The organism is Lysinibacillus parviboronicapiens, assembly GCF_003049575.1.
In the GTDB taxonomy this organism is placed as follows: domain Bacteria; phylum Bacillota; class Bacilli; order Bacillales_A; family Planococcaceae; genus Lysinibacillus; species Lysinibacillus parviboronicapiens.
This window is the reverse complement of sequence record NZ_PYWI01000019.1, coordinates 17,997-40,517: the sequence shown is the minus strand read 5'-3', so window position 1 is coordinate 40,517 and position 22,521 is coordinate 17,997. Positions and strand designations below refer to the sequence as shown.

19 protein-coding genes and 1 other RNA gene are annotated in these 22,521 nt (G+C 37.7%); 8 read left to right on the top strand and 12 right to left on the bottom strand.

What is annotated here, in order from left to right; genetic code table 11:
• Position 1: 1 nt before the first annotated feature.
• The gene (gene eno, locus C9J35_RS15800; protein WP_054767974.1) at positions 2 to 1,294 is read left to right on the top strand and encodes a phosphopyruvate hydratase; all 1,293 of its coding nucleotides are present in this window, start codon (positions 2 to 4) and stop codon (positions 1,292 to 1,294) included.
• A gap of 219 nt (positions 1,295 to 1,513) precedes the next feature.
• On the top strand, positions 1,514 to 2,335 hold the full coding sequence (locus C9J35_RS15795) for a methyl-accepting chemotaxis protein (RefSeq protein ID WP_054767975.1): 822 nt from the start codon (positions 1,514 to 1,516) through the stop codon (positions 2,333 to 2,335).
• 77 nt (positions 2,336 to 2,412) lie between these two features.
• On the opposite strand, the gene dltD is transcribed toward C9J35_RS15795, so the two are convergent.
• From dltD to C9J35_RS15760, 7 genes are all read right to left on the bottom strand, one after another.
• Positions 2,413 to 3,588 carry a D-alanyl-lipoteichoic acid biosynthesis protein DltD gene (gene dltD / locus C9J35_RS15790; RefSeq protein ID WP_107925250.1) on the bottom strand — a complete coding sequence of 392 codons (1,176 nt, stop codon included), beginning with the start codon at positions 3,586 to 3,588 and terminating at the stop codon, positions 2,413 to 2,415.
• A complete protein-coding gene (gene dltC, locus C9J35_RS15785; protein WP_054768007.1) occupies positions 3,585 to 3,818 on the bottom strand; it encodes a D-alanine--poly(phosphoribitol) ligase subunit 2 in 234 nt (77 codons plus the stop codon). Before dltC ends, dltD begins: the two co-directional genes overlap by 4 nt.
• A gap of 22 nt (positions 3,819 to 3,840) precedes the next feature.
• Entirely contained in the window at positions 3,841 to 5,004 is a 1,164-nt protein-coding gene (gene dltB, locus C9J35_RS15780) for a D-alanyl-lipoteichoic acid biosynthesis protein DltB (protein ID WP_107925249.1), read from the bottom strand.
• Positions 5,001 to 6,473 carry a D-alanine--poly(phosphoribitol) ligase subunit DltA gene (gene dltA, locus C9J35_RS15775; RefSeq protein WP_107925248.1) on the bottom strand — a complete coding sequence of 491 codons (1,473 nt, stop codon included), beginning with the start codon at positions 6,471 to 6,473 and terminating at the stop codon, positions 5,001 to 5,003. The genes dltB and dltA overlap by 4 nt, the downstream gene beginning before the upstream one ends.
• 17 nt (positions 6,474 to 6,490) lie before the next feature.
• Positions 6,491 to 6,628, bottom strand: coding sequence for a teichoic acid D-Ala incorporation-associated protein DltX (locus tag C9J35_RS15770; protein ID WP_054767976.1), 138 nt, complete (start codon positions 6,626 to 6,628; stop codon positions 6,491 to 6,493).
• An 804-nt stretch (positions 6,629 to 7,432) separates the two neighbouring features.
• On the bottom strand, positions 7,433 to 9,088 hold the full coding sequence (locus tag C9J35_RS15765) for an alkaline phosphatase (protein WP_107925247.1): 1,656 nt from the start codon (positions 9,086 to 9,088) through the stop codon (positions 7,433 to 7,435).
• Positions 9,089 to 9,226: 138 nt separating this feature from the next.
• Positions 9,227 to 10,489: a transglutaminase domain-containing protein gene (locus tag C9J35_RS15760; protein WP_107925246.1), complete on the bottom strand. Its 1,263-nt coding sequence runs from the start codon at positions 10,487 to 10,489 to the stop codon at positions 9,227 to 9,229.
• Between the two features lie 188 nt (positions 10,490 to 10,677).
• On the opposite strand from C9J35_RS15760, the gene secG reads away from it, so the two are divergent.
• The 6 genes from secG to ssrA all read left to right on the top strand — a co-directional run bounded on the left by secG (position 10,678) and on the right by ssrA (position 16,685).
• A complete protein-coding gene (secG, locus tag C9J35_RS15755; protein WP_010857413.1) occupies positions 10,678 to 10,905 on the top strand; it encodes a preprotein translocase subunit SecG in 228 nt (75 codons plus the stop codon).
• Between the two features lie 250 nt (positions 10,906 to 11,155).
• On the top strand, positions 11,156 to 11,902 hold the full coding sequence (locus C9J35_RS15750) for an alpha/beta hydrolase (RefSeq protein ID WP_107925245.1): 747 nt from the start codon (positions 11,156 to 11,158) through the stop codon (positions 11,900 to 11,902).
• 40 nt (positions 11,903 to 11,942) lie between these two features.
• Entirely contained in the window at positions 11,943 to 14,423 is a 2,481-nt protein-coding gene (gene rnr, locus C9J35_RS15745; RefSeq protein ID WP_107925244.1) for a ribonuclease R, read from the top strand.
• A gap of 207 nt (positions 14,424 to 14,630) precedes the next feature.
• Positions 14,631 to 15,098, top strand: coding sequence for an SsrA-binding protein SmpB (smpB, locus tag C9J35_RS15740; protein WP_107925243.1), 468 nt, complete (start codon positions 14,631 to 14,633; stop codon positions 15,096 to 15,098).
• Between the two features lie 289 nt (positions 15,099 to 15,387).
• Complete coding sequence (locus C9J35_RS15735) at positions 15,388 to 16,110, top strand: GNAT family N-acetyltransferase (RefSeq protein WP_153062966.1); 723 nt, start codon at positions 15,388 to 15,390, stop codon at positions 16,108 to 16,110.
• Positions 16,111 to 16,329: 219 nt separating this feature from the next.
• Positions 16,330 to 16,685: a transfer-messenger RNA gene (ssrA, locus tag C9J35_RS15730) on the top strand.
• 146 nt (positions 16,686 to 16,831) lie between these two features.
• Here ssrA and C9J35_RS15725 read toward each other — a convergent pair.
• The 5 genes from C9J35_RS15725 to C9J35_RS15705 form a co-directional block, all read right to left on the bottom strand.
• Complete coding sequence (locus C9J35_RS15725) at positions 16,832 to 17,995, bottom strand: site-specific integrase (protein ID WP_235616332.1); 1,164 nt, start codon at positions 17,993 to 17,995, stop codon at positions 16,832 to 16,834.
• 294 nt (positions 17,996 to 18,289) lie between these two features.
• Positions 18,290 to 19,228, bottom strand: a complete 939-nt coding sequence (locus tag C9J35_RS15720; protein WP_107925241.1) for a hypothetical protein — start codon at positions 19,226 to 19,228, stop codon at positions 18,290 to 18,292.
• Between the two features lie 651 nt (positions 19,229 to 19,879).
• Positions 19,880 to 21,001: a tyrosine-type recombinase/integrase gene (locus C9J35_RS15715; protein ID WP_107925240.1), complete on the bottom strand. Its 1,122-nt coding sequence runs from the start codon at positions 20,999 to 21,001 to the stop codon at positions 19,880 to 19,882.
• 14 nt (positions 21,002 to 21,015) lie between these two features.
• Positions 21,016 to 21,264: a helix-turn-helix domain-containing protein gene (locus C9J35_RS15710; protein ID WP_054767984.1), complete on the bottom strand. Its 249-nt coding sequence runs from the start codon at positions 21,262 to 21,264 to the stop codon at positions 21,016 to 21,018.
• Between the two features lie 319 nt (positions 21,265 to 21,583).
• A complete protein-coding gene (locus C9J35_RS15705; protein ID WP_107925239.1) occupies positions 21,584 to 22,504 on the bottom strand; it encodes a DUF5655 domain-containing protein in 921 nt (306 codons plus the stop codon).
• Positions 22,505 to 22,521 lie beyond the last annotated feature (17 nt).

Below are 22,521 nucleotides of genomic sequence, written 5' to 3'. Positions count from 1 at the left end.
TATGCCATTTATTACACAGATTTATGCGCGCGAAGTTTTAGACTCACGTGGGAACCCAACAGTAGAAGTAGAAGTATTTACGGAATCAGGCGCTTTTGGCCGTGCGATCGTACCATCTGGTGCATCTACAGGTGAATACGAAGCAGTAGAATTACGCGACGGTGACAAATCACGTTACCTAGGCAAAGGTGTATTAAAAGCAGTTGAAAATGTAAATACAATAATTGCAGAAGAATTAGAAGGTAACTTCTCTGTTCTTGACCAAGTTGTCATCGACAAAGCTTTAATCGAGCTTGATGGCACAGAAAACAAAGGAAAGCTAGGCGCTAATGCAATTTTAGGCGTATCAATGGCAGTGGCACATGCTGCGGCAGATTATTTAGATGTACCTCTTTATCAATATCTTGGCGGTTTCAACTCAAAACAATTACCAGTCCCTATGATGAACATCATAAATGGAGGCGCTCACGCTGACAACAACGTAGATATTCAAGAATTCATGGTAATGCCTGTAGGCGCTGAAAGTTTCCGTCATGCACTACGCATGGGCGCTGAAATTTTCCATAACTTAAAAGCCGTATTAAAAGACAAAGGCTACAATACAGCTGTCGGTGATGAAGGCGGTTTTGCACCAAACCTTGGTTCAAACGAGGAAGCAATTACAGTAATTCTTGAAGCAATCGAAAAAGCCGGCTATAAAGCAGGTGAAGAAGTGAAACTTGCAATGGATGTTGCTTCATCGGAGTTATTCAACAAAGAAGATGGCAAATACCACTTAGATGGTGAAGGCGTTGTGAAAACTTCTGAGGAAATGGTTGATTGGTACGATGAGTTGACTGCTAAGTATCCAATTATCTCTATCGAAGACGGCTTAGACGAAAATGACTGGGCTGGTCATAAGTTATTAACAGATCGTATTGGTTCTCGCGTACAATTAGTAGGTGATGATCTATTCGTAACAAATACACAAAAATTAGCTGCTGGTATTGAGCAAGGCGTAGGAAATGCTATCCTTATTAAAGTGAACCAAATCGGTACTTTAACAGAAACATTTGAAGCAATTGAAATGGCGAAACGTGCTGGCTATACAGCTGTTATTTCTCACCGTTCAGGTGAATCAGAAGATGCTACGATTGCTGATATCGCTGTAGCAACAAACGCAGGTCAAATTAAAACAGGTGCTCCATCACGTACAGACCGTGTTGCGAAATATAACCAACTACTTCGCATCGAAGATCAACTTGGTTCAACAGCAGAGTATCTTGGATTAAATTCTTTCTATAATTTAAAATGATTGTCATTGATGTTTAATTGCTTGATACATTTCGAATGTCGAGCAGTTCACTCAAATAAATTGCCTCAGAAGTATATGAATGCTTTTGAGGCAATTTTTTTTAGGCAGCAGTGCTTATTTTTGTTATTTAAAATAAATTGTATAACTGTTATGGAGGAAAAAAATTGAAGTTTTCCAACTTCAGATAGGCTATAATTGAAACAAATAAGGAGGAATAGTATGGGCGTATTGCAATCATTAGTTGAGACTTTACCGGTTTTTCATGAAGTATTTAATAACGACATTGCCATTACATTAAATGATAAAGACACAAGGGAAGTACTATTTGTAACAGATGGTACAAAGGTAAAAACACAGTTGAAGGTTGGCTCTATCGCTGAGAATACACCAGATTTTCAGCAAGTGGTGAAGGGGAAAATTATTAAACGCAGTATTCCAACAGAACATTTTGGTATTCCAATAAATAGTGAAATCTATCCTGTACGTGAAAATGGTGCAGTTGTAGGGGTATTAAGCTTGCTCTTTCCGATAGAGGCACAGGGTAAAGTGGAAGCTTTTATGGAAAGCCTGCAATCTATTATTCAAGAATTACAGTCGAAAATACATACTATCGCAGCACATTCTGAAGAATTATCAGCAACGAGTGAATCGATTGCTGAGAAATCTCGCCATGCGTTAGAGAACTCGTCTCGCTCTAATGAGGTGACGGACTTCATCAAAACGATTTCCAAGCAAACAAATTTACTAGGCTTAAATGCATCCATTGAGGCAGCACGTGCAGGACAATATGGTGCTGGATTTAATATTGTGGCACAAGAAGTACGTAAACTTTCGAGTGAAACGTCCACTGCGACAGAACAGATTGAAACATCCCTTAAAACAATTACAAGTAATATACAAGCCCTTATGGAAAGTGTCGGGCATATAGAAGCTGCCTCGAACGAACAAGCAGAGCTCGTGCAACAGTTTAGCGATGCTATCGAAAAGCTCAGTGATGTCAGTGGGCAAATGGCGCATTATGTGAAGGAAGTATTGCGTTAGACATCTTTTAAATATTGTAGTTAAAGGGTCAGCCCTGAGTGATAAATACGATCACTTAGGACTGACCCTGTTTGTCTTTAAGATTGTTCCCAATATTTATCGAGTTCCTGGTCTAGGTATACCCAGCCCTTCCACGCAATATGAATCGTATCCATAATAAAATATGGATCATACTCGTGGTCAGAAAAATCGACATACGGTACATCTGCAGCTGTTAATACTTGCTCCATCTTTTTGTAATACTCCTGACGACGATCTTGTGGGTAGTGTCCGTAATCATACCAGCGACCATTAACTGGAATAGACACGAATAGAGGCTTCGCACCTGCATCCTTCAACACATCAATGACTAACTGAAAATCCTTATATTCAGGTGATTCAGTATAGTTTTCATGTTTACGGAAGCCCTCTAACTTTTTAAGGTTAGAATTTTCCAGTCGCTTGTAAAACTTATTTTCAATCATTAATTCATTTGAGACACGTTTTTCTCCGTAGGCCTCTGCATGTTGTAGTTGCTGTTCAAATGTTTGATTAGTAATAAGCTTGTCATTACTTTTTAAATTATGAGACTTATGAGGGAAAAGAGAGTAATATAAATCCTTTTTCTCTAGTAATGCTTTATGCACATGACCTGCCATCATAGCAAAACGCCCCATAATTGGATTTTCCTTACCATCAGACATTTTATATTGATACATAGCTTGTAAGAGATGGTCACGCTTTACCGTATCGAATTGCAGTAGACGTTCCATCGCATCATTTCGAAGTGTGGCATCGATTTCCTTATTAAATGCTAAATCATAGGCATGTAACATGGAATAGTTGGGCGAGAAATGAAGCTCTCCCATGCCTTTTTCTGTGAACCATTGTGGCGAAATGATAAAGACAATTTTTTTATCTTTTAAATTTTTCTCTTGTGCAGCAAAATTTAAAAAGTGTGTTATGGATTGCATACCCCCACGTCCAATCATAAATGTCGAATAGGGGGCATCCGTAGCACGCACGTAATTATAAGGATGAAAGGGGTCAAAACGATTTAACTCCGAAGAACCGTATAATGGCATAGAATTAGACTCTTGTAACATGCGTTCCTGTAAATACATGCCTTGAAACATCAAGGGGGCCATACTGGTCTTTGCTTGTTCAACATGTGCGTCTGAAATCCATGCCTTTATCCAAGAATTCGGAAAGAAAACAAAGGCAGCAAATAGAACAAATGCTACTAAAAGTGCTAAAAAACCTTTTTTAATCATTGTCTTTCAGCTAATTTCGCAGCAATACGATTAGGCGTGTTCCATTCCTCACGATTAAAATCTGTGATTGGCACTGAGATATCAAAGCGAGTTTCAATTTCTACTAATAGATTGATGGTACCAAAAGAATCAAGAAGCCCTTCTTCAAATAAATCGATGTCCGTGTTTTCTAACACTATATCATCCTCACATAAGTCTACGAGCATTTCTAGTATTTGTTGTTTTTCCATTTTAATCATTCTCCTTTAGTGTTTAAAATAATTGACCTGAAAAAATATAGAAACCAAAACAAACCGCATTAAAGGTGATAAATACGCCTATTGCATGTGTCCATTTATTTTTTGGCCAGCGTTTATGTTTTTTGTTCCAGCGTTCAAATTTATCGAAGCTGATAATTAGCATGGCATGATACAGTCCGTACACGACATAGTGCCATTCGAGTCCATGCCAAATACCCATTAAAAAGAATAGTAAAAAGAAGCCAAGATACGAAACAGTGTACTTGTTTTTAATCCATTTTTTTTTCGTCATCCATAGCACAAACCGCATATAGACATAATCTCTAAACCAGAAGGAAAGGCTCATATGCCAGCGATTCCAAAAATCTTTAATATTACGACTTGTAAACGGTCGGTTAAAGTTAATCGGTGTTTGAATGCCCATAATGCGACTAACACCAACAGCAAATGCACTGTAACCCGCAAAATCGAAAAATAAATAAAAGCTGTACATATACATATACGCTATATGTCCTTGAAAAGGTGTCAAATAGTTATACGTATGGTTAGGTAAATAAATAAGCGTATAATTATAAATAAGGTAAGCTAAAATAAATTTATATAAAAACCCTACAAATATATAGTTAATGCCACTGAACAGTAGCTTTTGATAGTCATTAGCAGAGGGCACTGTTTGCATATCTTTATAAAAGCGGCGCCAGCGATCGATTGGACCGGAGGATACTGTTGGAAAGAACAATAAGAAGTATGCAAGTTCTATCACAGAAATTTTATCTTTTATCAGGCCATCGCGTGTTTCTAAAATCATTTGTACAGATTTAAAGGTAATGTAGGACACGCCAAGAAAACCAAATAAATGATGTAGTCCTAGAATTGGTAGTACCTTCACAAGTACCAGTGGAAAAATAGCAAGTACTACGGCTTTGACAAATACCATAGTGCTGTTTTTTTGCAACCGATATTTTTGGTAACTAATAATCAGTACTAATTGGAATAAGGTGAAAAGTACAAGTGAAACAGTACCGTTGACTGAATGACCGAAAATAATGGCTAAAATAACTATTGAAATAAAAATATTATAGCGCTTGGCCGTTTTCCCGCTTAGTCCTAATAGAATAGTAGGTATCAATAAAATACTAATTATGATGAAAAAAGCGATATTTCCATAAGGCGTCATACTTTCTCCATAACCGCCAATCCTTTACGATCAACCTTACCATTTGTATTTAAAGGTAATGAGTCGATGTATATGAATTTTTTTGGAATCATGTAAGAAGGTAATCGATCCGATAATAAAGATTTAAGCTGTTTCGTCATCTGGAATGCCGAATCTAAAAGCTGGTCACGAAGAACAATATAAGCACTTAGCGATACAATGTCATCCCCTTTTATCACAGGAACAACGACACAGCCATTTACAGGCGATAAATCGCCAATCTGTTTTTCAATTTCTTCAATTTCTAATCGATAGCCATGCAATTTCACCTGGAAATCCTTTCGGCCTGCAAAGAATAAGTAACCATCCTTTTCATAGCCAATATCCCCTGTTTTATAAACACGAGAGCCCTCTACTAAAGGAAATGCCTTTGACGTTAAATCTGGTGCTCCAAGATAGCCTGCACTTACAGTTGGCCCAGAGATGATAATCTCACCATTTTCGTGTAGAGATAGATTAGGCTCAGTCATAGAAGCAATCGGTAACTGTTCAAATCGTTGCAAAAGTTCTTTAGTTACTTCAACGTATGAAACGGCAACTGTTGTTTCAGTCGGTCCATATAAATTGAAGATAGAAGCTTGTGGGAAGCGAAGCATTAATTCTTTTACGACTTTTTTAGGCAAAATCTCGCCACAGAACAAGAATGTATTTAAAGCGGGCATTAATCCCTGATGCCAATCCTTATTCATCAAACACATTTTGGCAAAGGACGGGGTAGAAGTCCACACACCTATACCTGAGCCTGCTAAATCATCGAATAATGACTTTGGATTCGAAATTTGTTCATGTGTGATGGCGTAAAGCGTGTGTCCCCCAACTAGTGAAGGATACAAATCCATCACAGACAGATCAAAGGAGTAAGGTGCTTGATTTAGAAATACACCTGATTGCTGGATAGGGAAGTGCTCATTCATCCAAGCTACAAAATGAGCTAAATTATTTGCCGTAATTTGGACACCTTTTGGCTTCCCAGTAGAGCCTGATGTGTAGATGATGTAATGAATCTCTTGATCTTTTACCCAAGTGGTAGGCTGAATTGTCGTGTTTGTTTTTTGTGTCATACAGTCGCTTACTGCTACTACGGGAATGGATAGGGGCGTAGTTAATTCCTCTGTCGTAAGTAACAGGCAAGCTTCTGATGCTTCTATAATGACTTGAAGGCGCTCCGCTGGTGTAGAAGAATCGACGGGTACATATGGATGCCCTGATTTAACGGTGCCTAAAAAAGCAACAAGCTGTAAAGGGGACATATGTCCGTAAACAATAATAGGCTGTTGTCTTGTTAACTTTAGTGCCATTAAATGATGTGCTAAACAATCCGAGTAATCCCAAAGTTCACCATATGTTATTGACTCATTATTGGTTTCGTAAGCTGGATGATTAGGATTTTGTAGGGCCGCATCTCGAATAGCGGCTATTACACTTAACATATTAAAATCTCCTTTTTCTAAAATTCCGTATATATAAATGGCCCGGCGTTCATATCATGGAAGCCATGAATTAAAAATAGTAATACCAAGACGATGAAATAAAACAGTGTCAAACCTATAAAACGTAGATGCTCATTTTTTTTGATGGATTGCATCTATCCACCTCCAATTTTTAAAAAATGTAAGTAATAACAACTTGTGTAAATATACTAGATTACGAGTTATTATTTCAAGTTATTTTTGTATATTTATTTTTTAACACTGTTTTGACGGTATGTGTAGAAAAATGTTGCTAATTCATAGCGAATTCATAAAATAATAAGATTAAATTAAGATTAAATTAAGATTCATTGGAAGTACATTGATATGAAGGGGAATGAGGGAAATTTTTTGAGTAAATGTTGTGAATCAGTTTATACGAAAATCGTCCAAAGAACAATAAGGTAAGGAAGAAAGAATGCGATATCATAAGTTGATTAACGCAACTTATGATATCGCATGATTTTTTATTTTTTTCAGCCTGAACGGTCAGTAAGAAGTCCATCGTGGTCGATGAACTGACCGTAAAAGCGATTGGTTCAACTAACAATCCGTGAAGTACGGAAAGAAGTTTCACTTACTCCCGCTAAAACGGTCAGTAAGACTTTCCGTATGGTAAATGAACTGACCGTAAAGCCCGATTGGTTCAACTAACAATCCGTGGGATAGAACACCCACGGATTGGAGTTTCACTTTATCCCGCTAAACGGTCAGTAAGACTTCCCGTATGGTAAATGAACTGACCGTAAAAGCCCGATTGGTTCAACTAACAATCCGTGGGAAAGAGCACCCACGGATTGGAGTTTCACTTTATCCCGCTAAACGGTCAGTAAGACTTCCCGTATGGTAAATGAACTGACCGTAAAGCCCGATTGGTTCAACTAACAATCCGTGGGAAAGAGCACCCACGGATTGGAGTTTCACTTTAGCGTATTTAATACTTTTTGTGAAATGTAGAATTCTGAGCCATTGTAAACATTGATTGTATCAAAAGTTTGCGTTTTTGAAGTTACTTCGCCATTCGCTGAAATTTGATCATAAATCACTATATTCTTGTTCACTGGAATGGTTACGGTCATGTCGTCTTTTTTAGCAATGAATTTTGGGTTCTCCTTATCAGTTAGGTCAATTTTTGTTGTAAAACCTTTTGCTGCTAATTCTTTCGTTGCAGGTTTATATAAATTGTCCGTAAGCTTAGCTAAATCAAAGTCCATAAACTGAGCCATTGCATGAGCTAAATCAGTATTTTCTACTAGGCCAGTCACTTTTGATGGACCGAATGAGTATAAGAATACATCTTCGCCCGTATGGCCACCCGTTGTAAAGCCGATATTTGCACGGTTAGCGAGCATTTTTACCATTTCACTGCTCAAGTCTTTTGCTGTGTTTAACGTGGAAAGTTCGTCCTCTGTTAAATTATCTAAACCGTATAATGCAGCTACTTCAATTAGATTTGATTTGTCTTCTTTTAATTGACTAAGCGCACCTTCAATTGTCATCGTTGCTTTTTTCAATGGGTCGATATAGGCAGAGACAGGGATGCTTGAATACGTACTTGTTGTATTGGCATTTCCCATCGTAATTCCGCTATTACCGTGGTCTGTTACGGCGATAACCATTGTGTTACCATCTTCTTTAGCAAAGTCAATTGCTTCTTTCACAGCATCGTCGAACGATAAAATATCACTAATCATACCAATTGTATCGTTGGCATGTGCTGCCCAGTCTACCTTACTACCTTCCACAAATAAGAAGAAGCCGTCTTCATCTTTTTTGAGCGTATCAATGGCTTTGTTTGTCATTTCAGCAAGAGTTGGTTCTGAGGCTCTCGTTTTCGCACGGTCTAAATCATAGGCAAGTGCACTAGGTGCAAAGCTGCCCCAAATTTTAGCTGAATGACTATTTAGTAGCTCATCGCGTGTTTTAACAATTTCGTAATTCTTCTCTTGTAAGACGTTCACTAAATTTTCGCCATCTTTACGAGCATTCTTCGTCGTCCCTGGTGAGAGCGATTCTAAACCGCCGCCTAATACGACATCTATGTTTTGATAAACTTGTTGCTCTGCTATATCTCCATATTGACTTCTATTGTTAACATGAGCAGAAAAGCCTGCTGGTGTGGCATGTTGAATTTCAGACGTGGAAATTAGTCCAGTTGATTTACCCTGTTGCTTTGCCCCTTCTAAAACATTGGCTACAGGTTTAAAGCCGTCTTCTTGTGCAATCTGTTCTAGTCCTGGAGAGTTAATGACAGATGGTAAAACACCGACATATTTATCATTAGATTTATGGCCAGTTGCTAACGCCGTTGCGGCAGGAGCTGAGTCCGTGATAGCTGATTCAGCAGAGTACGTACGCATAGCACCCGTTAAAATTTCGTCCATTGCCAGGGCTTCACCTTTATACCAACGGGAAAGAGTGATGGCATTATTACTACTACCATCCATCACCAACATAATAACATTAGTTGGTTTCTTCACCTCTGCTGCTTGTACTGCTGGTTGCGTCATGCTAAGCGATGATAAGGTAATAGCACTTGCTAAAAACAATGAGCTCCATTTTTTTGAGTATTTCATGATTTTCCTCCTTTTAGGTGAATTCGTTACTAATTGTAAAGGAGTAATGTGAAGAGGAAATGATAGATTTGTTAATAGATTATGGTAATTTTGTTAAAGTGCGTATAGCTCATAACTAATACCTAATAAAATGAATCCTTATTTAAGTACTTCTTCCATAACCTCACCATCTATTGTTTCATAGTAAAGTACATCACTTTCCAAATTTAGATTAAGTACTTCCTGCTCAAGCAAAACTTCTTCACTGCCATCACTCGAAAGAATTTTTGTTAAGTAACCGGCATTATCATAATCACTACAATATATAGCATCATGATGGACAGCTAAATAGTAGCACGATGTTTCTGTAATTTGCTTATTGACATTTGTTGCTAAATCATACTTATATACTTTGCCATCCTGAATGCTGTTATAGTAAATCGCGTTATTGGCTGTATCTGCATACCACATATTATGCATAAAAGCATAGGCATCGCTTGTGGCAGCATGGTAGTTTTCTGTTTGCCAAAGATGATCTTGGCTTAGTTTTTCATCATTTAATAAAAAGTATTCGTAGGAAATTGCATATGGTTCACTGGCGTCGATGTCATTCCATGTTGTATCGATATGGTACCAATCGCCATCGACGTTCACTAAATTCCAGGCATGCAATTCGTCGTTACTATAGCCATATACGTAGTCAGCATCAAGGCCAGCTGCCAAAAATAAACGATAGGCTAATAATGCGTAAGCTTGACAAACGGCAGTACCATCTTGAATAAGCTCATAAACGGTTTGACCTTCTGTAGCACCTTGTTCTGTGTAAGTGGCTAGTAAAACAACGTGGTCATTTACGGCCTTCGCTCGTTCGAAATCATTCATATCATTTGAAATGTATGTATTCACAAAGTTTTTTACATAGGCATCGATATGCCCTTCTTTTTTAGCATCTGTTAAATAGGTAATATTTAATTTAACTGGGTACTCTTTATCTTCTTCCCAATATGTCCACTGATAGTCAAGGAAATAACCTGCTGTATAAGGGTTAACATGGGACAGTAAATTCGCCATATCATTGAGTTGCTGCTCAAAGTCTTCACCCCGCAGTTTACCTGTATACGTCACTTCGAAGTCTTTCTCAAATTTTGCAATATGCTTTTCTATTTTTTTGATGAATTGGAGCAGTGCGGGGTCTTCGTCAAACAATGTGGTAGAAAAAAGATCATTGGTTGATATTTTAGAGGATAAAGCCTTACTTTCCGGGTGCTTTAGTTCTCCAGCAGATTCAGCAGTATCTTGGGAATCTTGGGATTCCTCAAGCGCCACCTCTTCTTCTGTTAGTGTTGTATCGATCTCACCTGCACAAGCCGCAAGTAAGCATACTAGACAAAAGAAAAGAACAAGCGGTATTTTTTTCTTCATACATAACCCTCCCGTTTTTAGATTTCAATCCATTATATTCCACAAAAATAGAAAGGTAATGCCATTTTAAAAGAAATCTACTAATAATAGACAAATATTGTGATTTTGTGATCTTCGATTGTCATCGTACCCTTTTTTTGTTATAATGTAGTGTGTTGTGATGTTTCAAAGTTCGGGAGGTGCAGTAGATGCATACAGTAGTATTAGTATCATTAGTTGTCGTATCATTAGCATTGGTTGTTGTTGTATTACTTCAATCAAGTAAAAGTGCAGGCTTGTCAGGTGCCATCTCGGGTGGAGCTGAACAACTATTTGGAAAACAAAAAGCACGTGGTATGGATTTAATTCTTCACCGCGCAACAATTGTGTTAGCAGTATTATTTTTTATTTTAGCAATCGCTATTACAAAAATCTAATAGTTGAAGATGTATCGCCTAACCACGCATGGTTGGGCGTTTTCTTTTATAGTCATTCAGAATAAGACGCCAAGTTGGCGAGTGGGTGTACATAAATTTATTGAGTGAAGATGACACTCCAGGGATGTCATGGGTTTTGAAAAGCGTTAGTTGAGCTGGCACAAATTCAAAATTCGGACGTATAACGTCAAGGCGTAATGGATTGTGGGTATAATAGACATAGATGTTTGATGATGAAGGAGAGCTTGCAATGAATAAATCACTATCACAGCCTTTTTTCTTTCAGGCAGGACCTCGTGCGGTACTATTATTGCATGGATTTACGGGTAGCTCTGCAGATGTGCGTATGCTAGGAAGATTTTTAGAGAAAAAAGGGTATACTACATTAGCACCTCATTATAAAGGTCACGGTGTGGAACCTGAAGAACTAATCACAACAGGCCCAGCGGACTGGTGGCAGGATGTTGTAGCGGCCTACCAACAATTACAGGAAGCGGGTTATCGAGAAATTGCCGTAGCAGGACTTTCACTAGGCGGTGTTATGGCTTTAAATGTTGCCTTAAATAATCCTGTAAAGGGCATCATTACGATGTGTGCACCTATGACAATGCGGACTACCGATGTTATGTTTGAAGGTGTATTAAAATATGCAAAAGACTATAAAAAATTTGAAGGAAAAAATGAAGCACAAATTGATACTGAAGTTTCTTTCATTGCAGAGAAAGGCATGCCTTCTTTGCAAGATTTACGTGACTTTATCTCACAGACACGTAAGGAAATCGATATGATTTATGCGCCAATTTTTGTCATTCAGGCTACTAATGATGAGGTAATTGAGACAGAATCTGCCAACATTATATATAATCAAACTGAGTCACTTGAAAAACACATCAAGTGGTATGAAAACTCAAAGCATGTTATTACACTAGATCAGGAAAAAGATCAATTACATGAGGATATTTTGCGTTTTTTAGAAAGCTTAAATTGGGCACACTAAAATGTATAGTTAGGATTTTCACAAGAAGGAGGGAATATGTATGACAGAACATAAAGATTCACTACAAAGTCGTTTACTCGATTTTTTCGGTGAAGAAGAATATAAGCCATTAACAGTTGGTGAAATCGAGGACAAATTTGGCTTTGAGGATGCTGAAGAATTTAAAGAACTCGTCAAAACGCTCGTGCGTATGGAGGGACAAGGTTTGGTAGTCCGCTCTCGTTCCAATCGTTATGGCCTACCAGAGCGTATGAATTTAATGCGTGGTAAATTTATCGGACATGCAAAGGGCTTTGGCTTTGTTGCACCTGATATTGAAGGAATGGATGATGTGTTCATTCCACCGCATGAAGTAAATGGTGCGATAAATGGGGATACGGTACTTATTCGTGTTTTAAAGGAATCATTCGGTGATCGCCGTGAAGGAACAATTACGAAGGTAGTGGAACGTGGACAAACGAAATTTGTTGGCACATTCCAAGCAAATCGAGGTTTTGGCTTCGTGGTTTTAGACGACAAAAAACTGCCAATGGATATCTTCATTGCCAAGGGCGATACATTAGGAGCTGTTGACGGACATAAGGTTGTTGTGGAAATAGCCACATGGCCAGAAGACTTAAAATCAGCAACAGGCTATATTACAAAAATTTTAGGACACAAAAATGATCCAGGTGTGGACATCCTGTCTATTTTATATAAACATGACATTCCATCAGAATTCCCAGACGAAGTAGTTACGGCTGCACAAAGAGTGCCTGATGAAATTTCACAAGCGGATTTAATGGGACGTCGTGATTTACGTCATGAAACGATTGTCACAATTGATGGAGCAGATGCAAAAGACTTAGATGATGCTGTAACAGTAACGAAAAATGTGGATGGTACTTACAAACTTGGCGTACATATTGCAGATGTTAGCTATTATGTAACACAAGGTTCTGTGCTAGATATCGAAGCCTATGATCGTGCGACAAGTGTCTATTTAACAGACCGCGTTATTCCGATGATTCCACATCGACTATCGAATGGTATTTGTTCATTAAACCCACAGGTAGATCGTCTAACGCTGTCCTGTGAAATGATTATTGATGCGAATGGTAATGTTATTTCGCATGAAATTTTCCAAAGTGTTATTAAAACAACGGAACGTATGACCTACACAGACGTCTATAAGATATTAGAGGAGCAAGATGAAGCACTTATTGCTCGTTATGAACCACTTGTACCAATGTTTAAAAACATGGCTGAGCTTTCTAAAATTTTACGCCGTAAACGTGAAATGCGCGGTGCCATCGACTTTGACTTTAAGGAGTCCAAGGTAATTGTCGATGAGGATGGTTGGCCAGTCGATATCGAGTTGCGTGAACGTACTGTGGCAGAGAAATTAATAGAAGATTTCATGCTGGCAGCCAATGAAACAGTTGCCGAACATTTCCACTGGATGAATGTCCCGTTCCTATACCGTATTCACGAAGATCCAAAGCCAGAAAAACTACAACGTTTCTTTGAATTTGTGACGAACTTCGGTATTTTAATTAAAGGTACAGGAAATACCGTGCACCCTAAGGCATTACAAGATGTCTTAACGGCAATTGAAGGTATGCCAGAAGAGCCTGTTATTTCAACAATGCTCCTACGTTCGATGCAACAGGCGAAATATTATCCTGAAAGCATAGGCCACTTTGGTCTATCAACGGATTTCTATACACATTTCACTTCACCGATTCGTCGTTATCCTGACTTAGTGGTACATCGTTTAATCCGTACGTATTTAATTAACAAGGATACATCAAGAGAAACGGTTGCACAGTGGGGCATGGCAATGGATGAAATTGCTGACCATACTTCGGAGCGTGAACGTCGTGCTGTTGATGCAGAACGTGATACAGATGCACTGAAGAAAGCACAATATATGTCCGATAAAATTGGTGAAGAGTTTGAGGGCATTGTCTCTTCCATTACGAACTTTGGGATGTTCATTGAACTACCAAACACCATTGAAGGTCTGGTGCATATCAGCAATATGACCGATGATTATTACCGTTTCGATGATCGTCAAATGATTATGATCGGTGAACGTACGAACCGTCAATTCCGCATTGGGGATGAAGTAACAGTACGAGTTGCGAATGTCATCGTTGAGGAATCATCGATTGACTTCGAAATCGTCGGGATGGTAACGTCATATGGACGTACTCGGAAAACAACACCGACCGTTATTCATGCACGTAAAAATTATAACGACAACAAGGATGGCCGCAGCAGCCGCAAAGGACGTCGCGATGATGATACTAAATCAGTGCGAGGTGATTCTTCAAAACGTGGAGACTCAAGCAAACGCGGCGATTCTTCGAAACGCAGCGACTCATCGAAACCTGGAGAGCGACGTGAAAGTGATCGCGATCCACGTGGTCGTCGCAAAGATGGCTCAAGCCCAGGTCCTAAAAAAGGCGTAAAACAAAAGCAAAAGTTCTACGAGGGCGTTGCTAAAAAAGGTAAAAAGAAAAAATCAAAACGATGATAACAAAAGGCGAAAAGCATCCATTTACCTTCGGCAGTGCTGGAGTATACTTGTACTTTATATGCATATGTACACCGCGGGTGGGTGCTGGAAGCTAGATAAAATTCAGAAGGCGAAAGTGCGCTTTATGGCACTTTCGTTTATGTGATTATAATCCTGTGTGGGCAGGTATCATCCTGCTCCACCTTTGAATAGAGGGTGAATCGTATGGCAAAAGGTGCTGGAAAAGTATTAGCACAAAACAAAAAGGCAGGGCATGACTACTTCATTGAAGAGACGATTGAAGCAGGCATGGTACTTACGGGGACAGAAATCAAATCAATTCGTGCCGGCAAAGTCCAACTAAAGGATTCCTACGTAAGAATCAGTAGTGGCGAAGCATGGATTAGCAACATGCATATCAGTCCATTTGATCAAGGGAACCGTTTCAACCACGACCCTCTGCGTTCTCGCAAATTGCTCCTACATAAAAAGCAAATCGGCGAACTAGTGGGTGCTGTTAAGCGTGATGGTTACACTATTGTCCCGTTGAAAATGTATCTGAAGGACGGCTATGCTAAGCTCCTAATTGGCGTTGGAAAAGGGAAGAAAGACTATGATAAGCGTAATGACATGCGCAAAAAAGAAGCAAAACGCGAAATAGAACGTGTTTTCAAGGCAAAAAATCAAGTTTAAGAGAATCACAGCTCACCACATTGTGTGGTGAGTTTTTTTGTTTGGCGGATAAAAGAATGGGATATCTCATTTGCGGATAGAACGATCGAAGTGACGGATAGAACGGTCAAAGTGATGGATAGAGAGCTAGAAGTGACGGATAAAGTACCCAAACTGACGGTCACAACTTGGAAATAACCGACTTTAAGTTCTAAATAATTAAGGGTAGAAAATATAATAAAGAACGAACTAGCAGCTAGCGATTTAAGGAGGAGAAACGATATTAACGATTAAGCGGAAGTTGATGTTTGTGGAAATGGAGCATATTTATTTTGCGGAACAATGTGACGAAGTGAAAGAAAGAAAAAAGCTAGTTTGCTATACACAAACAAAGCAGCCTGAGCAAAAGCTTGAAGGCCATACGACATTGCAAATCATCTTGCAGCAAGAGGAGGACGCGTTGTTAGCTGATTTATCTAAAATGAATCGCTACATGCTTCGTCGTGCAAAAAAGGAGCCCTATCAAGTAATTGTGAAAGAAGATCCAACAGATTTAGAGCTAAAGGAATTTCAGCAATTTTACAATGCATTTGCCAAAATGAAGGATACAAACCGCGTACGGAAATTTCATATGCAGACTTTACAACTTCTTCGTGAAAAGGGTGCATTGGTTTATACAAAGTTGCAAAATAATGAAGGCGATGCACTGTGTTATCGCATTTATATTGTAGATGGTGATATGGCATTGAATTTATACACGGGTACGGCTGCCTGGATAAAAGATCGACCCGATTTAAAGCAGCAAATACGTTTTGCCAATCGTTACTTACTATGGGAAAATATCATGATGTTCCGAAACAGAGGCTTTGCGCGCTATGATTTCGGTGCATTGACCAACAAGGAAGAAATCAAAGAATTTAAGCTAGGCTTTGGCGGGCAAGAAGTGGATGTCTATTTTGGTTATCTCACCGACTCTATGATAGGAAAGCTATTTTTACAATTGCGCAAGCTGAAATTTAAGCTAGTGAAATAATCAACCAAGGCGGCACACTTGAAGTGTCGCTCATTTTGTTCTATAATATGAATTACTGATTGCCAGATTTCATGGAAGCGTACTTTAAGCTCCCACCGTACTAGAAGAAATTCTAGCCTACTTGAAAGCTTTTCTGTTGAAAAGTTATAAAGGTTTCAAGACGCGAGTATTGTTCATGGAAATGAACGAAAATACGATGTGTATTGGAAGCCGAATCAAGGGGACGTTACGGATTCGACAGGGATGGTTCAAGCTTTGGTCGCGCGTCGGAGGTCTCGGCTCCGTCATCAACGGAAGTTATATAATAACTGGCAAACAACAAAACTTAGCTTTCGCAGCGTAAGCTCTTAAGCGCTCTGCCTATGCATCGCCCATGTGCATAACGTAGGGCCCAACTTTAGTGGGATACGGTCGGTGGTACCACCTGAGTCACCGACAAGAGATTTCCAGGTTAGCGTACAGGACGCCTGTTTGTCGGCATAATGCTACGTGAAATGCGAATAGGCAAACTACACGCGTAGAAGCTGAAGTATTGGAGTTTCTGGACGCGGGTTCGACTCCCGCCGTCTCCATACATTGGAAACAATATAGTTTCGAAAAGTGTCAAATTCTTTGATATATCAAGGGTTTGGCGCTTTTTTTATTTCAAAAACTTTCAACTAATATCAAACGCTTTTGGGTCATTTTTTGGGTCAAACTAGGTCAAAATTAGGTCAAAGAATTAGCGTGAATTGATGTATGCATCAAATTTTTCAATGGTGCTAGCTTTGGTTTTCTTGGTTACATGGGTATAAATGTCCATTGTCGTTTTAACATCTGTATGTCCTAGCCTCTCCTGTACTTCTTTAATACTTGCACCCGCTTCAAATAATAGTGAGCAATGGGTATGGCGTAAACCATGTGTAGTAATAGGCTGAAGCTTGTATTTATCAATTACTTTATGGAGCCACTTTTGCGTTTGAACAGGTTGGATGAAGCGGTTATGTTTATTGCTAAATACGAGTTGTTTTTTATTAGATGTATTAATGCCTTTTTCTAAATAAACCTTACTTTGCTGGAACTTCCATTTTGATAGTAAAGACATTGACGTTTCATCCATTTTAATTGTTCGTACTACACCATTTTTAGTTGTCTTCAGGTACAATTGACAATCCTTGCCGCGTGAAATCGCTTTGTTAATACGAATTTCACTTCGCTCAAAGTTGATATCATTCCACGTCAGTGCTAATACCTCGCCTTTACGCATACCTGAATAGCCCAATACATGAAATATTGTATAAACCATTAGATTATCTTGCTGTTCAAAGCTTTGAAGTAGTTTTATTAATTGTTCTCGTTCGTAAAAGTTTTCAAATTCTGCCTCATCTAAAACGATTTGCTTTCGCTTCTTAGGCATCTCAACCAATGTAAAAGGATTTTTATCAATGTAGCCATGTTTAATCGCATAATCGAGAACTTTTGCAGCATAGGACTTAACCATGCGAAACCGCTTTAGCTTCTTGGCCCACTGATTTACATGCTTTTGGCAAGTTGCAATATCAATCTTGTCAACTTTATAAGTACCCATAGCAGGTAAAATGTGATTTTTAAAGATACCGATAGTTTTTACAAATGTACTTTCTTCAACGCTGTTTTCGTACTGCTCAACCCACATGTTATAAATATCTTGATACGTTTCATATTGTTGTTTTTTATATGTGCCACTGTATACCTCGAGCTGTAACTGCTTCATAGCATCTTGAGCTTCTTTACGTGATTTGAAACCACGTCGAGTAGTGGTTAAAGGCTTTCCAGTTAATGAATCTGTACCAAGGTAAAACTTAAACATAAAACGCTTTTCGCCATCTTTTAATGTGTACTCTTTGATTTGGGGATTTCTCGCCAAAGTAATTCCTCCTCTGTACTGCTTACGGAGACAGAGTGTGAGGTAGGGTAGTACCTTACATACTTATCATATTATGTATTGGGTTTGAAGACAAATTAGAGTTTGCAGACAAAAAAAGAACAAGTCTAAAAAAATGTAAGCCCTTAATCAAACACGCATATAAATAGTTTGACACTTCCGGAACGACATAATAAACGAAGGAGGTGCCATTCTTATGCCAACACTGAATAGTAGCATACTTTATGGAATGAAAAGAGCATGGCTGTAAGAACCATGCTCTTTTAAAAAAATATATTAAGAGATTTTTTTATCGGTGTGATGAGGAAATAGTTCTGCAATTTGTCTCTTCCAGCCATCAAGATGCACAAAGCGATGCTTATGGATATTGGAAGCAATAATTTCGGCTTTTGTCATTTTGGAAAGCTGTTCCCAATCGCCTTCAAATACATACGTGGCATTGCCATATTCAGCGTTTTCGAAGATATAAAGATTCTCCCTCGTAAAGCCAAAAATGATGTATCCTTGATAACCATTGTCTCCGATAGCATGGAAATCTGGATTGTATTTAGAAATTGTTTCAAGTCGTTCAGCAATAATGATTTTTTTGCCCTTCGATTTACTGTTGAGTACAGGTGTAAGATGATGTTTGAATGTCTCCCACGGCATTTCTCCCTCAGGAAGTATATCCCAGCCAAGTTTGACCGTTCTTGGCACTTCGTATCGTTCCAAATTCTCCTGAAAGATTTCAGCTTGTTTAAAAATCGCCAACATAAGATTGATACGATGGACGATGTCCGTTTCTTCTGTTTGACCTTTAGTAATAGTATCTCCAGCAATCACAAACTTGTTTTCACCTGACTGTACAATCATCAACTCTACCCATGGGGCTGGAATCCATTTTCTCGGATAACGTTGGTAGGGAATATCCACGGTACGAGAGTGAGAATTTCCACCCCAGTCCGTCCATGACCAATGTTGCTGACGGTAAACAGTTTCTTTGGGCTTGTCCTTTTGTGGTACATCTTTTCCGTTTACGTTGAATTTACTAACAGGACCAAATTTTGGTGCGGGTACTAGGGATTCACCTGATAGTAAAGTTTTAAATCCAATTTCTTGTAGCTTCCTTGCAACTTCCGCCGTGATAGCAACTCCAATATTTGCCTTACCACCTTCATTGATGTGAGACATATATTTTTCTGAATTTCTAATTCTTTTTTTTTCTGTAATTTTCAAGTTGCATTCTCCTTAAAATTTAATATTTTAAATGGAGTAAGCAATGTATCTATTTAATTATAAAAATCCAACCCTCCTAATTCTGCTCCATTAGAGGGTTATTTCAACTAATCATATGTATTTTACATCTATAAGTAATACTCGAACGAAAATCGAACGTAATGTGAAATTTGCAAATAACACAAATTACCTCTTGCTTTCGATCTTCGTTTTATTATAAGATATAAACGTATTAACCTACATAATAAATTGAGTTAGAAAATAACCAAATCTGATGTTACCAGCATCAGACCAAATGAAGAAAAGATTTAATAGAGTACATTTTTACTCCATCTTATAATATATTATAAGATGGCTATTTGTGTTTTGTCAATATGAAAATATGAATTTTCGAAATTTTTATGCATAAAACTCCTGTGCGATTCATAGGAGTTTTTTGCCGATTTTAGGGGCTGTTAAAGTGAATAAGTAGTACAGACGCAACAAAAAGGGTGAGTTGCATAGAATACCACTTTTATTCTATCTGCGATGAAAATGATATTCCATGCATTAGGGATGTAAGAAAAGCACCTCCTTCAAATTGATACGTACCTAGGGACACTGCTCATTTTTATGCGTTGGTTTGATTACGGGCTTACAAATAAACTTGTTCTAGTAATTCATATATCGAATATAGTTTTCAAACGCATTATTCTTGATTTCATCCGTTTCGATAATATAAACATCTGAAGTAATATCTTTAAAGCTATGACCTAACCTTTTCTTAATTTCATAATGTGTTGCGCCACTCATATAGTACATTGTTGCATGTGTACGTCTTAGGTCGTGAGGTGAAATCTTTTTAAGTTTATATTTTTCTTGAATTTTATTGCACCAGTCCCACGCTTTTGAAGGATAAGAAATATTATTTTGTTTATTAGAAAATACAAGGTTATCAGTACTTATATTACAATGCAAATCAGATTGAATTTGCTTCCATTCATTTAAAATTGTAAGTGTGCGATCATCAATCTTTAATAGTCTATGATCAGATGTTTTAGTAGTTGAAATAATTAATTTCCCATTTTCATCATAGGTGACAGCTTTGTTAATTGTAATTTCCTTCTTATAAAAATTGATGTCACTCCATTGTAAGGAAAAACCTTCTCCTCGCCTAATACCTGTATAGCATAGCAGCCGTAAATAAGCATACTTTTTTATATCTTCATTTTTAGTAGCTTCTAAAAACTCTATTAGTTCTTCACGGCTATAGTAGTCTTTGGAGGATTCCTTTTGCTTTTTAATGGGTGTCGTTACATCCTTCATGGGATTTCGTTCAATAACACCTAATTTCCTCGCATAATCAAATACTTTGGCTGCATAATGTTCGACTGTTTTGTGTTTTTTTAATTGATCATACCAAATGAATGCTGCGTTCTCGCAATGTTTGTAAGTAATTGATTGTATTTTAACGTGGCCTAAACATGGAAGAATATGATCGTGAAAAAGTTGCTTTGTTTTATGAAGGGTCGAAGATTTAACTGATTTTTGATAAATTGATAACCATTCATTATAAATATCACTATATGTCTTTTTCTCTGGGCGATATCCATCTTTAAATTTTATTTTAAGACGTAAATATTCGTTAGTAGCGGCAGTAATTGTTTTAAATCCACGACGAGTAGTTTCAATTCGTTTACCTGTAATAGGATTAGTTCCTAAATAAATTTTGAATTTATAGCGGGTTTCACCAGCTGCTAATTTATATGGTTTTATTGCTTTAATTTTGGCCATTTATATACCCTCCATTAATAGCAATTATCTTCAATAAATTTGTCTAACTCATGTTTATAAATTCGTTTAATGCCGTCCACTTCAAATATTTTTAATCCCTCGTACCTAAATTTTTGAAATGTATTATATGATACTCCTAAATATTCTGCGGCCTCCCTAACTGTGAGTAACTGTTTATTAGGTTTGGATATTTGCTCAGTAATAGCTGTAATTATTTCAATTTTCAATTCTTCTAGATATAGTTTTAATGCTCGTTCTGTCATTTTAATGGCTCCTTTGCTTTTGGTATAAAACAATATAGCCCACGAATTTAAATATTTTAAGAGTAATTTTAATTTTTTTCTTCTTTTCTGGGAGTGGAGAATTAAAAGACAATATGCTACACTTTATCTAACCTAGTTTTAACAGAACTGAATATTTATCGAATGGCCTCCTATTAAAATACGCCAACAGTTTGAATTAGGGGGTCATTTTCATTTATGGTTAAAAAATCTTCATTTTATTTTTTACAATGGAACAGTAAAGCACACCAAACTGATAGTTGGTGTGCTTTTATATATTTATCGATCCCATTAAATAATATCAACTAACCTCAAAAGATTTAACGATCAATTCCTTCGCTTTTTCAAAGTCAGTATCATTTTTAATTTGGATTTCTAAATCACCTGTGCCGTAGTGACCGATGTTTCGAACGTCTCGAGTAAAACCGGGTTCTAATTCTATTGTCGTTGGATCTACTTTTACGTATACAAGGAGGATATTATTTTGTGTACGTAATTCAACACATGCGAAGTTTTTAATACGTTTAAAGGCAATGTAATACTTTAAAATGCTTTCTTGTACATCATCACTTAAAGCGAATAAGAATGCTTTGAGTGCCTCGTATCGATTAATGAGCTCTGTATCTGCTTGGGCCATATAAACTGCAATCGTTTTCCATGCTTTAGGCTTATCTGTTGAAGAAATATTAGCAGACATTTCTGTAAGTACAGTTTGTGCCATCGTTGCATTTACTAAATCTAACATTAAGAACCCTTCATCGTAATGCTTATATTGGTAAAGTTCGATATTGCGGTTGATCTGCTGAACAGCATGCTCGTCGTATTTTGTGAAACTACCAGCGATACATAGTAAACGTGGACTGCTCCAATCAATTTTGTTTGCGAAATCTTGGCCAAATTTATTTAAAACGAGTAATTGAAATTCAGCTTTATGGTCTAGTAGCCAGTCTAAATAATACAAACCTTGGTTCATAACGTTTTCATTCATAGATCGCTTATATTCGATAATAACAGGAGAGTGATTTTCATCGATTCCTAATGTATCTATACGCCCACCATGTTTTTTCCCAGTTGAATATTCTGAAGCTAAAAAGCGAATCCCTAAAAATGTATCAAGGTTACCCTCGATTAAACTCTGTAACGATTTTTCTAAAGCAATAGATTTTCCTTGTAGCTCTTGAATATTATCGTTGTCGATTTTGTAAAACTTTATGTCTCCCATTTTAAATCCCCCGCATT

Bases quoted from the DNA above. Each gene is read 5' to 3' on its own strand.
- eno (WP_054767974.1), top strand. From the start codon at position 2: ATGCCATTTATTACACAGATTTATGCGCGCGAAGTTTTAGACTCACGT.
- C9J35_RS15795 (WP_054767975.1), top strand. From the start codon at position 1,514: ATGGGCGTATTGCAATCATTAGTTGAGACTTTACCGGTTTTTCATGAA.
- dltD (WP_107925250.1), bottom strand. From the start codon at position 3,588: ATGATTAAAAAAGGTTTTTTAGCACTTTTAGTAGCATTTGTTCTATTT.
- dltC (WP_054768007.1), bottom strand. From the start codon at position 3,818: ATGGAAAAACAACAAATACTAGAAATGCTCGTAGACTTATGTGAGGAT.
- dltB (WP_107925249.1), bottom strand. From the start codon at position 5,004: ATGACGCCTTATGGAAATATCGCTTTTTTCATCATAATTAGTATTTTA.
- dltA (WP_107925248.1), bottom strand. From the start codon at position 6,473: ATGTTAAGTGTAATAGCCGCTATTCGAGATGCGGCCCTACAAAATCCT.
- C9J35_RS15770 (WP_054767976.1), bottom strand. From the start codon at position 6,628: ATGCAATCCATCAAAAAAAATGAGCATCTACGTTTTATAGGTTTGACA.
- C9J35_RS15765 (WP_107925247.1), bottom strand. From the start codon at position 9,088: ATGAAATACTCAAAAAAATGGAGCTCATTGTTTTTAGCAAGTGCTATT.
- C9J35_RS15760 (WP_107925246.1), bottom strand. From the start codon at position 10,489: ATGAAGAAAAAAATACCGCTTGTTCTTTTCTTTTGTCTAGTATGCTTA.
- secG (WP_010857413.1), top strand. From the start codon at position 10,678: ATGCATACAGTAGTATTAGTATCATTAGTTGTCGTATCATTAGCATTG.
- C9J35_RS15750 (WP_107925245.1), top strand. From the start codon at position 11,156: ATGAATAAATCACTATCACAGCCTTTTTTCTTTCAGGCAGGACCTCGT.
- rnr (WP_107925244.1), top strand. From the start codon at position 11,943: ATGACAGAACATAAAGATTCACTACAAAGTCGTTTACTCGATTTTTTC.
- smpB (WP_107925243.1), top strand. From the start codon at position 14,631: ATGGCAAAAGGTGCTGGAAAAGTATTAGCACAAAACAAAAAGGCAGGG.
- C9J35_RS15715 (WP_107925240.1), bottom strand. From the start codon at position 21,001: ATGGCCAAAATTAAAGCAATAAAACCATATAAATTAGCAGCTGGTGAA.
- C9J35_RS15710 (WP_054767984.1), bottom strand. From the start codon at position 21,264: ATGACAGAACGAGCATTAAAACTATATCTAGAAGAATTGAAAATTGAA.
- C9J35_RS15705 (WP_107925239.1), bottom strand. From the start codon at position 22,504: ATGGGAGACATAAAGTTTTACAAAATCGACAACGATAATATTCAAGAG.